The sequence below is a fragment of the Gordonia sp. J1A genome, from assembly GCF_055393515.1.
The window spans coordinates 1,392,276-1,404,119 of sequence record NZ_AP041607.1 but is presented as its reverse complement, the minus strand read 5'-3'; the positions used below and the strand labels follow the sequence as shown (position 1 = coordinate 1,404,119).

At 62.3% G+C, this 11,844-nt stretch carries 4 protein-coding genes and 2 rRNA genes; all 6 read left to right on the top strand.

The features are described 5' to 3' along the window. Positions 1-9 precede the first annotated feature (9 nt). The 6 genes from argH (at position 10) to ACZ5QD_RS06510 (ending at position 11,842) form a co-directional block, all read left to right on the top strand. Positions 10-1,458, top strand: coding sequence for an argininosuccinate lyase (argH, locus tag ACZ5QD_RS06535; RefSeq protein ID WP_006895476.1), 1,449 nt, complete (start codon positions 10-12; stop codon positions 1,456-1,458). A gap of 174 nt (positions 1,459-1,632) precedes the next feature. After that, entirely contained in the window at positions 1,633-4,623 is a 2,991-nt protein-coding gene (locus tag ACZ5QD_RS06530; RefSeq protein ID WP_006895477.1) for an AMP-binding protein, read from the top strand. Between the two features lie 69 nt (positions 4,624-4,692). Further along, a complete protein-coding gene (locus ACZ5QD_RS06525; protein ID WP_039867034.1) occupies positions 4,693-4,911 on the top strand; it encodes a Trm112 family protein in 219 nt (72 codons plus the stop codon). Between the two features lie 7 nt (positions 4,912-4,918). Continuing rightward, positions 4,919-6,190 carry a tyrosine--tRNA ligase gene (gene tyrS / locus ACZ5QD_RS06520; RefSeq protein WP_006895479.1) on the top strand — a complete coding sequence of 424 codons (1,272 nt, stop codon included), beginning with the start codon at positions 4,919-4,921 and terminating at the stop codon, positions 6,188-6,190. Between the two features lie 533 nt (positions 6,191-6,723). Next, positions 6,724-8,244, top strand: a 16S ribosomal RNA gene (locus tag ACZ5QD_RS06515). A gap of 454 nt (positions 8,245-8,698) precedes the next feature. Next, positions 8,699-11,842, top strand: a 23S ribosomal RNA gene (locus ACZ5QD_RS06510). The 16S and 23S rRNA genes sit together here, the layout of an rRNA operon. Positions 11,843-11,844: the final 2 nt, after the last annotated feature.

Genomic DNA, 11,844 nt, shown 5'->3' with positions numbered 1-11,844 from the left:
ACTGCCCTCATGTCGACATCCGACACCACATCGTCCGAGAACAGCCACGAGGGCACCAACGAGGGGGCTCTGTGGGGCGGCCGGTTCGCCGACGGCCCGGCCGCGGCGATGGCCGCGCTGAGCAAGTCGACGCATTTCGACTGGGCGTTGGCCCCGTACGACATCCAGGCGTCGAAGGCGCACGCCCGCGTCCTCGCGACGGCGGGTCTACTGACGGACTCGGACGCCGAGGCCATGCAGGCCGGACTCGATCGTCTGGCCGCGGACGTCGCCGCGGGCGTGTTCGTGCCCGCGGAGTCGGACGAAGACGTACACGGCGCGCTCGAACGCGGGCTGATCGAACGGGTCGGCCCCGAACTCGGTGGCAGGCTGCGCGCGGGCCGGTCCCGCAACGACCAAGTCGCGACCCTGTTCCGGATGTGGCTGCGGGCAGCGATGCGGCGGGTGGGCGCGGGCGTGCTCGACCTCGCGCAGGCGCTCGTCGACCAGGCCGCCGCCAACCCGGGTGTGGTGATGCCGGGTAAGACGCACCTGCAGGCGGCCCAGCCGGTGCTCCTCGGCCATACTCTCCTCGCGCACGCCCAGCCCCTGCTGCGCGACGTCGCGCGTCTGGTGGACGCCGATCGGCGCGTCGCCGTCTCGCCCTACGGGTCGGGTGCGCTCGCCGGCTCGTCGCTCGGGCTGAACCCGGAGGCTATCGCCGCCGACCTCGGCTTCGCCAGTGCGGCCGAGAACTCCATCGACGCGACCAGCTCCCGCGACTTCGCCGCCGAGGCGGCCTTCGTCTTCGCGATGGTCGCGGTCGACATGTCCCGCCTGGGGGAGGACGTGATCCTCTGGAGCACCCCGGAGTTCGGCTATGTGACGTTGGCCGACGCGTGGTCGACGGGCAGCTCGATCATGCCGCAGAAGAAGAATCCCGACGTCGCCGAGTTGGCACGCGGCAAGGCCGGTCGAGTGATCGGCAACCTCACCGGTCTGCTCTCCACGCTGAAGGCCCAGCCGTTGGCGTACAACCGCGACTTGCAGGAGGACAAGGAACCGGTCTTCGACTCCGTCGCGCAGCTGGAACTGCTGCTGCCGGCGATGGCGGGACTCGTCGGCACCCTGACCTTCCATCCGGACCGGATGGCCGAACTCGCGCCGGCCGGTTTCACCCTCGCGACCGATATCGCGGAATGGCTTGTCCGCCAAGGTGTTCCCTTCCGGGTCGCGCATGAGGTGGCGGGCGCCTGCGTCCGTGAGGCCGAGAGCCGCGGGGTCGGACTCGACGAACTCGACGATGAGACGATGGCCCGCATCAATCCGGCGCTGACGCCGCAGGTGCGCGAGGTGCTGACGGTCTCGGGCTCGATCGAGTCACGCAATGCCTTCGGCGGTACCGCCTCGTCGCAGGTGGAGCGCCAGATCTCGGTGGCCAACGCCACGATCGCCGACCTCCGGACGGCGCTCGCCTGACTCCGGCGCGGCGTGTCCGGGCAGGTAACCGGCATCACCGTACGCGCCGACTCGCGGGTACTTCACAGTCGGTGACGGCCGTGACGGATTCGGCGACTAGTACACTGCACGTGCTCGCACACGCCGAATCAGTCGGCGGCCGCGGCATCGGAAGTGGTGAGGGGAGTTACCGCGGTGAAGGGTCTGCCAAATGTCGCCGGCACGGTCGGACGGATCGTCGCGACCGCACAGAACGGTCTCGAAGTCATTCGGATGGGGGGCCTGGATACCGGCACCGAGCCGACACCCTACAAGGTGGTCGAGACCGAGAAGATGTACCGCCTCCGCCGGTACTTTCCAGACGACGCCGGCGACGGCTTCGCCCACATCATCCTGATCCCGCCGATGATGGTGTCGGCCAACGTCTACGACGTGACGCAGGAGAACGGCGCAGTCTCGGTTCTGTACCGGCACAAGGTGATTCCCTGGGTGGTCGACTTCGGTTCGCCCGACCACGAAGAGGGCGGGATGGAGCGCACGCTCACCGACCACGTGGTGGCGATCAGCCGGGTGATCGATCTGGTCCGGCGGGTCGTCGGCCAGGACGTTCACCTCGGCGGATACTCGCAGGGCGGCATGTTCGCCTATCAGACGGCGGCCTACCGGCGCTCAGAGGGACTTGCCAGCGTGGTCACCTTCGGTAGTCCGGTCGACGTACTGGCGGCCCTTCCGCTGGGCCTGCCCGCACAGCTCGTGGTTCCCGGTGCGGAGTTCGTCGCCGACAATGTCTTCAACCGACTGTGGATCCCGAGTTGGTTGGCACGCACCGGGTTCCAGCTGGCCGATCCGGTCAAGACGGCCCGCAGCCGGATCGACTTCCTGCGCAAACTCCACGATCGCGACGCCCTGCTGCCGCGCGAGGACCAGCGACGATTCATCGAGCAGGAGGGCTGGGTCGCGTGGTCGGGTCCGGCCGTGGCCGAACTGCTCCGCCAGTTCGTGGTTCACAACCGCATGATGTCGGGTGGCTTCGTCATCGACGGCGAAGTGGTGTCGATGACCGAGATCACCTGCCCGGTCCTCGCCTTCGTCGGTGAGACCGACGACATCGGTCAGCCACTGGCCGTGCGCGGCATCGTCCGCGCCGCGCCCGACGCCGAGGTGTACGAGACCGCCGCGCCGGTCGGGCACTTCGGTCTCGTCGTCGGATCGAACGCCGGACGTCTCACCTGGCCGACGGTCGGCGAGTGGATCCAATGGCGCGAGGGCAACGGAGAGCAGCCGGCGGCGGTGACGCCGATGAGCAGGACTCGCAGCGAGTCCGGAAGCGGGATCAGTTGGAGCAACCGGCTGACCTACGGTGTCGGACAGGTCGCCGGTGCGGGCACCGCGGTCTCCAAGGAGCTTCTCGAGGCGGTCAATTCGCTCCAGCGCACCACCCGGGCCGTGGCGACCGAGTCGGTGCGCACCGTTCCGCGGCTGTTCCGGCTCGGCCAGATCCAGCCGTCGACCCGCGTCTCGCTCGGCAAGCTGATGAGCGAGAACGCGAAGCGCACGCCCCACGACGAGGTCTTTCTGTTCGAGGACCGGGTGCTGACGCACACTCAGGTCAACGCGCGGATCGACAACGTGGTCGCCGGCCTCATCGAGTGCGGCATCCGGCCGGGGGTGCACGTCGGCCTCATGATGGACCCGCGCCCGTCCGCCCTGGTGACGATCGCCGCGCTGTCGCGACTGGGCGCCGTGGCGGTGCTGCTCTCGTCGAGCGACGCGCTGCCGGAGATGCTCACCCTGGCGGAGACGCGGATCATCGTCTCCGATCCGGTTCACCTCGACCGTGCGGCCGCCGTGTGCGACCGGGTGCTGGTGCTGGGTGGAGGCAGCAGCGACGCCCGTGCCATCGAGCGCGCTGACGGTGAGCACATCGTCGACATGGAGAAGATCGACCCGGAACGCGTCCGTATGCCGGTCTGGTACCGCCCGGACCCCGGACTGGCGGGCGACCTCGCGTTCATCCTGTTCACCGAGACGCAGGGCCGGCTCAATCGGTGGTCGGTCACCAACCATCGCTTCGCCATGTCCGCATTCGGTGCTGCCGCCGCGGCCGGACTGTCGAACCGGGACACGGTCTACTGCCTGCCGCCACTTCACCATGCCTCGGGTCTGCTGACCACGCTGGGAGCCACCGCCGCCGGGCGGTCGCGCATCGCGCTGTCCACGGGGATCGATCCCGAGCGATTCACCCGTGAAGTGCGCCGTTACGGCGTCACCGTGGTCTCGTACACCTGGAACATGCTGGCCGACATCGTCGACGCGCCGGAGTTCGATCCCGGTCAGCTCGGCAGCGTCCGCCTGTTCATGGGTTCCGGACTGTCGGCGGGGGTCTGGACTCGGTTGCGCGAGACGTTGCCGAATGCGCGGGTGCTCGAGTTCTTCGCCACCGCGGACGGATCCGCGATCCTGGCGAATGTCGACGACAGCAAGATCGGAGCGATGGGCCGTGCCCTGCCCGAGACCAACCCGGTGCGCGTCGCCGCCTACGACCCGGTGGCCGAGCGAATGGAGATCGACCGCGACACCGGCTTCGTCCGGGAAGCGGGACCGGGCGAGGTCGGCATGCTGGTCGCGCACGCCGGCCAGCGCTTCGAGGCGGCAGGTCTGGTCCTGCGCGACGTGTTCCGCCCGCACGATCGCTGGGAGGTCGGGGGGAGTCTGTTCCAATCCGACGCCGACGGCGACCTCTGGTACATGGGATCGGCGCAGGCGGTGATCCGGAGCCGGTCGGGCCCGATCTATCCGGTGCCCATCCAACATGCGCTCTCGTTGATCCCGGACATCAAACTCGCTGCGGTGTACGCGGTCGGCGAGCCGGGCGAGCAGCTCGCCGTCGCCGCCGTCACGCTGCGCGGCGGCGCCACGTCGCTCACTCCGACCCAGATCCGCGTCGGCCTGGGCGAGCTTCCCGCGGCCGAGCGCCCGCACCTGGTGTGGGTCGCCGACTCCATCCCGCTGTCGGAGTCGTTCCGGGCCATGACCAGCCGGATCGCGGCGCGCGGTCTGCCGAAGCCCGGACCGCGGGTCTGGTATCGGGACCAGGACGGTCGCTATCGCCGCTACACGGCGTCCGCGGCCGCGACCATCGACTGGACGGCGCTCCCCGCCGGAGACGATGGTGGCGCCGAGTAGCCTGAAGGCGGTAGGCGCCGCTCGCGACAGGCGATGAGCGGCGCGATCGACGAGACGAAGTGGGAGCTGATGGCAACACGTGCCGAGGGCATCGATCCGGTGGTTCGCGACCGACTGGTGTGCCCCCAGGATCTGGGTGAATTGATCGATGCGGGCGACGAACTCTACAACCCGCGTCTGCGCGTCGCCTATGCCATCGACGCCCACGGGATCCCCGACATGCTGATCGACGACGCGCGTGCGGTCTCAGATGAGGAGCACGCCCGCTTCACCGGAAAGGAAGCGTGAACCGCCGGTGGCCGAGAACATCCTCGACGACCTGATCTGGCGCGGACTCATCGGGCAGAGTACCGACGAGGGAGCGTTGCGCGAGACCTTGGAGAAGCCGATCTCGCTGTACGCCGGCTTCGATCCGACCGCGTCCAGCCTGCACGCCGGACACCTGGTCCCGCTGCTGACTCTGCGCCGGTTCCAGCTCGCCGGTCACCGTCCCGTGGTGCTGGCGGGCGGCGCCACCGGTCTCATCGGTGATCCGCGCGACGTCGGCGAGCGGACGATGAACTCCGTGGACACGGTCGCGGGGTGGGCGGACAAGATCGTCGGCCAGCTCCAGCGGTTCGTGACCATCGACGACTCCGACACAGGTGCCGTTCTGGTCAACAACAACGACTGGACCGCCCCGATGTCGACCATCGAGTTCCTGCGCGACATCGGCAAGCACTTCTCCGTCAACGTCATGCTCGCGCGTGACACGGTGAAGCGGCGCCTCGAATCCGACGGAATCAGCTACACCGAATTCAGCTACCTGCTCCTGCAGTCCAACGACTACCTTCAGCTGTACCGCAAGTACGGCTGCGTGCTCCAGATCGGCGGATCCGACCAGTGGGGCAACATCATCGGCGGCGTCGACCTGATCCGGAAGGTCGACGGTGGTACGGCCCATGCGCTGACGGTGCCGCTGGTGACCTCGGCCGACGGGAAGAAGTTCGGCAAGTCGACCGGGGGCGGCAGCGTGTGGCTCGATCCTGAGCTCACCAGTCCGTACGCCTGGTACCAGTACTTCGTGAACACGGCTGACGCCGATGTCGTGAAGTTCCTCAAGTGGTTCACCTTCCTGAGCCGGGAGGAGATCGAGGAGCTCGAGAAGCTCACGGCCGAGAAGCCATTCCTCCGCGAGGCGCAGAAGCGCCTCGCTCGAGAGCTGACGACCCTCATCCACGGTGCAGACCAGACGGCCGCCGCGGAGCTGGCGAGTCGCGCACTGTTCGGGCGCGCCGAACTCAACGAGCTCGATGAGCCCACCCTCGCCGCCGCGCTGGGGGAGACGGGCCTCGCCGAGTTCGACGCCGGTGCCACGCCCTCTATCGTCGAGCTCCTCGTCGCGTCCGGACTCGCCGACAGCAACAAGGCCGCTCGCCGGGCCGTCGACGAGGGCGGTGCCTACGTGAACAACGTCAAGGTCACCGACGCGGACTGGACGCCGGGTTCGAATGACCTGTTGTTCGGCAAGTGGCTCGTCCTGCGCCGCGGTAAGAAGACCTTCGCCGGCGCCAAGATCGGCGCTTGACCGCACAGTCGGACCGCTGACCTGGCGATTTGGGACTCAGCCTCAACGGTGTGTAACTTATTGCAGGTCAGCGCGTCGGTGCTGGCGAGCGAAATGCCCTTCCGGTCGGTGAGTTGATCTTGCCGGGGCGGTGGGGGTAGAGTAGCGGTCCTGCGCCTGGCAGACTTCCCGTTCTTCTTCGGAGAGCGAGAATGTCGCGGTTGCAGGGAAGATTCCAGTCTGGTAGGCTGGGAAGGTCGCCTCGGAGACGGGGTGGCGGATAATTGCAGATGTCTGCTGGTGTTCGGCCCTTGTTTGTGGGGGTTGGTTCTGGTGGGTGTGTGTTCTTTGAGAACTCGATAGTGTGTTTTGGATTTCTTGTGCCACTATTTTTTTGTTTTGTGGCGTGGGAGATTTTTGGACAGATTGTGCTTGCCGGCCCTTTTGGGGGGTTGGTGAGTGTTTTGGATGAATTTTTTACCATGTCAGTTTTTTGGATTTGGTCAGGTTCTGTTTTCTGGCTTTGTGTTGAAATCTTGTGGTTTCTGCATTTTTTGTTGGAGAGTTTGATCCTGGCTCAGGACGAACGCTGGCGGCGTGCTTAACACATGCAAGTCGAACGGAAAGGCCCAGCTTGCTGGGTACTCGAGTGGCGAACGGGTGAGTAACACGTGGGTGATCTGCCCTGGACTCTGGGATAAGCCTGGGAAACTGGGTCTAATACCGGATAGGACCACTGATTGCATGGTTGGTGGTGGAAAGCTTTTGCGGTTCAGGATGGGCCCGCGGCCTATCAGCTTGTTGGTGGGGTAATGGCCTACCAAGGCGACGACGGGTAGCCGACCTGAGAGGGTGATCGGCCACACTGGGACTGAGACACGGCCCAGACTCCTACGGGAGGCAGCAGTGGGGAATATTGCACAATGGGCGCAAGCCTGATGCAGCGACGCCGCGTGAGGGATGACGGCCTTCGGGTTGTAAACCTCTTTCGCTAGGGACGAAGCGTAAGTGACGGTACCTGGAGAAGAAGCACCGGCCAACTACGTGCCAGCAGCCGCGGTAATACGTAGGGTGCGAGCGTTGTCCGGAATTACTGGGCGTAAAGAGCTCGTAGGCGGTTTGTCGCGTCGTCTGTGAAATTCTGCAACTCAATTGCAGGCGTGCAGGCGATACGGGCAGACTTGAGTACTACAGGGGAGACTGGAATTCCTGGTGTAGCGGTGAAATGCGCAGATATCAGGAGGAACACCGGTGGCGAAGGCGGGTCTCTGGGTAGTAACTGACGCTGAGGAGCGAAAGCGTGGGGAGCGAACAGGATTAGATACCCTGGTAGTCCACGCCGTAAACGGTGGGTACTAGGTGTGGGGCTCATTTCACGAGTTCCGTGCCGTAGCTAACGCATTAAGTACCCCGCCTGGGGAGTACGGCCGCAAGGCTAAAACTCAAAGGAATTGACGGGGGCCCGCACAAGCGGCGGAGCATGTGGATTAATTCGATGCAACGCGAAGAACCTTACCTGGGTTTGACATACACCAGAAAGCCGTAGAGATACGGCCCCCCTTGTGGTTGGTGTACAGGTGGTGCATGGCTGTCGTCAGCTCGTGTCGTGAGATGTTGGGTTAAGTCCCGCAACGAGCGCAACCCTTGTCCTGTATTGCCAGCGGGTTATGCCGGGGACTTGCAGGAGACTGCCGGGGTCAACTCGGAGGAAGGTGGGGATGACGTCAAGTCATCATGCCCCTTATGTCCAGGGCTTCACACATGCTACAATGGCGCGTACAGAGGGCTGCGAGACCGTGAGGTGGAGCGAATCCCTTAAAGCGCGTCTCAGTTCGGATTGGGGTCTGCAACTCGACCCCATGAAGTCGGAGTCGCTAGTAATCGCAGATCAGCAACGCTGCGGTGAATACGTTCCCGGGCCTTGTACACACCGCCCGTCACGTCATGAAAGTCGGTAACACCCGAAGCCGGTGGCCTAACCCTTGTGGAGGGAGCTGTCGAAGGTGGGATCGGCGATTGGGACGAAGTCGTAACAAGGTAGCCGTACCGGAAGGTGCGGCTGGATCACCTCCTTTCTAAGGAGCAAACAACACGTCGATGCTGGTGCCGAATGTGTATCGGGTCGGTGTTTGTTCATGGGTGAAACACAAGAATCCATCATTTGTTTGTCGGTGGCCTGCGAGATGCGGGCGGGCCGGCGGGTGGTCGACCGTGAGTGATTGCGGTTGTGGACGAAGCACACTATCGGGGTTCTGAGGGAACACGCGTTCTGCGCGGGTTGTCTTGGTGCTCACTGTTTTCCGCCCCGAGTGTGGGGTGTTGGGGGTGGTGGGTGTGTGTTGTTTGAGAAGTGCATAGTGGATGCGAGCATCTAGCCCAGCGAGTTCTTTCGTGTTCTTGTTGGGTTGTGTGTTCTGCAATTTCGATTCTGGTTTGTGCGATCGCGTGTTGTGATCGTTGTTTTTGTTTGTTGTCCGCATTCGCGTCTCGGGCACTGTTGTGGTGTGTGGGGTGTGTTTGTGGGTGTTGTTGTAAGTGTTTGAGGGCGTTCGGTGGATGCCTTGGTACCAGGAGCCGATGAAGGACGTGGTAGGCCGCGATAGTCCTCGGGGAGTTGTCAAACGAGCTGTGATCCGAGGGTGTCCGAATGGGGAAACCCAGCACCAGTGATGTGGTGTTACCCACTCGTGAATGTATAGCGGGTGTGGAGGGAACGTGGGGAAGTGAAACATCTCAGTACCCACAGGAAGAGAAAACAAGTGTGATTCCGTGAGTAGTGGCGAGCGAAAGCGGAGGAGGCTAAACCATGCGTATGTGATACTCGGCAGGGGTTGTGCGTGTGGGGTTGTGGGGTGATCGTTCATCGTGCTGCCGTGCGGTGGGTCAGTGATAAATCGACATGTTAGGTGAAGTGGCCTGGAATGGTCTGCCGTAGTGGGTGAGAGTCCCGTAGCTGAAAGCGTGTTGACTGGCTTCGATTGTTCCCAAGTAGCAGCGGGCTCGTGGAATCTGCTGTGAATCTGCCGGGACCACCCGGTAAGCCTAAATACTTTCTGGTGACCGATAGCGGACTAGTACCGTGAGGGAAAGGTGAAAAGTACCCCGGGAGGGGAGTGAAATAGTACCTGAAACCGGACGCTTACAATCCGTCAGAGCCTGCGCACCTTTCGGGGTGGTGGGTGATGGCGTGCCTTTTGAAGAATGAGCCTGCGAGTTAGTGCTCAGTGGCGAGGTTAACCCGTGTGGGGTAGCCGTAGCGAAAGCGAGTCTGAATAGGGCGTGTTGAGTCGCTGGGTCTAGACCCGAAGCGGAGTGATCTACCCATGGCCAGGGTGAAGCAGCTGTAAGAGGTTGTGGAGGCCCGAACCCACTTCAGTTGAAAATGGAGGGGATGAGTTGTGGGTAGGGGTGAAAGGCCAATCAAACTCCGTGATAGCTGGTTCTCCCCGAAATGCATTTAGGTGCAGCGTTGCGTGTTTCTTACTGGAGGTAGAGCTACTGGATGGCCGATGGGCCCTATCAGGTTACTGACGTCAGCCAAACTCCGAATGCCGGTAAGTGAGAGCGTGGCAGTGAGACTGCGGGGGATAAGCTTCGTAGTCGAGAGGGAAACAGCCCAGATCGCCGGCTAAGGCCCCTAAGCGTGTACTAAGTGGAAAAGGATGTGGGGTCGCTGAGACAACCAGGAGGTTGGCTTAGAAGCAGCCACCCTTGAAAGAGTGCGTAATAGCTCACTGGTCAAGTGATTCTGCGCCGACAATTTAGCGGGGCTCAAGTACACCGCCGAAGCCGCGGCACTCACACATTTCATCCATGCCTGCCTGCGGGTGGGTGTGTAGTGGTGTGGGTGGGTAGGGGAGCGTCCTGCATCCGTGGAAGCAGCGGAGTGATCCAGTTGTGGAGGGTGTGGGAGTGAGAATGCAGGCATGAGTAGCGAAAGACAAGTGAGAAACTTGTCCGCCGGATGACCAAGGGTTCCTGGGCCAGGTTAATCCGCCCAGGGTGAGTCGGGACCTAAGGCGAGGCCGACAGGCGTAGTCGATGGACAACGGGTTGATATTCCCGTACCCGTGTATCCGCGCCCAGTGATGAATCATCTGTACTAACCATCCAAAAGCTGTCGTTGATTTCTTCGGATTTCTCTGATGGTGGCTGCGTGGGACCTTGGGTGTAGTAGTCAAGCGATGGGGTGACGCAGGAAGGTAGCCGGGCCAACTGGTGGAATAGTTGGTGTAAGCCTGTAGGGTGAGACATAGGCAAATCCGTGTCTTTTTGAGCCTGAGAGGTGATGCGTAGCCGTTGTGGTGAATTCGGTGATCCTATGCTGTCGAGAAAAGCCTCTAGTGAGTTGGTACACGGCCCGTACCCCAAACCGACACAGGTGGTCAGGTAGAGAATACTAAGGCGATCGAGTGAACTGTGGTTAAGGAACTCGGCAAATTGCCCCCGTAACTTCGGGAGAAGGGGGACCACGACCGGTGATCACTTTTTCGGTGTGAGCTGGTGGTGGTCGCAGAGACCAGAGAGAAGCGACTGTTTACTAAAAACACAGGTCCGTGCGAAGTCGTAAGACGATGTATACGGACTGACGCCTGCCCGGTGCTGGAAGGTTAAGAGGACCGGTTAATCATCTTTCGGGGTGGTGAAGCTGAGAATTTAAGCCCCAGTAAACGGCGGTGGTAACTATAACCATCCTAAGGTAGCGAAATTCCTTGTCGGGTAAGTTCCGACCTGCACGAATGGCGTAACGACTTCTCTGCTGTCTCAACCACAGGCTCGGCGAAATTGCAGTACGAGTAAAGATGCTCGTTACGCGCGGCAGGACGAAAAGACCCCGGGACCTTCACTATAGCTTGGTATTGGTGTTCGGTGCGGTTTGTGTAGGATAGGTGGGAGACTGTGAAGCCGGCACGCTAGTGTGGGTGGAGTCGTTGTTGAAATACCACTCTGATCGTATTGGGCTTCTAACCTCGGACCCTGATCGGGTTCAGGGACAGTGCCTGGTGGGTAGTTTAACTGGGGCGGTTGCCTCCTAAAGTGTAACGGAGGCGCCCAAAGGTTCCCTCAGCCTGGATGGCAATCAGGTGTTGAGTGTAAGTGCACAAGGGAGCTTGACTGTGAGACGTACATGTCGAGCAGGGACGAAAGTCGGGACTAGTGATCCGGCACCGGCATGTGGAAGCGGTGTCGCTCAACGGATAAAAGGTACCCCGGGGATAACAGGCTGATCTTCCCCAAGAGTCCATATCGACGGGATGGTTTGGCACCTCGATGTCGGCTCGTCGCATCCTGGGGCTGGAGTAGGTCCCAAGGGTTGGGCTGTTCGCCCATTAAAGCGGCACGCGAGCTGGGTTTAGAACGTCGTGAGACAGTTCGGTCTCTATCCGCCGCGCGCGTGTAGAAACTTGAGGAAACCTGTCCCTAGTACGAGAGGACCGGGACGGACGAACCTCTGGTGTGCCAGTTGTTCCGCCAGGAGCACTGCTGGTTAGCTACGTTCGGAAGGGATAACCGCTGAAAGCATCTAAGCGGGAAGCCTGTTCCAAGATGAGGTTTCTCACCCACCTTCGGGTGGGGTAAGGCCCCCTACAGATGATGGGGTTGATAGGCCGGAACTGTACGCACAGTAATGTGTTCAGGTGACCGGTACTAATCGGCCGAGGACTTACCAACAA

What these genes read in the sequence shown, in the direction of transcription:
- argH (WP_006895476.1), top strand. Translation starts at nt 10, where the DNA reads ATGTCGACATCCGACACCACATCGTCCGAGAACAGCCACGAGGGCACC.
- ACZ5QD_RS06525 (WP_039867034.1), top strand. Translation starts at nt 4,693, where the DNA reads ATGGCAACACGTGCCGAGGGCATCGATCCGGTGGTTCGCGACCGACTG.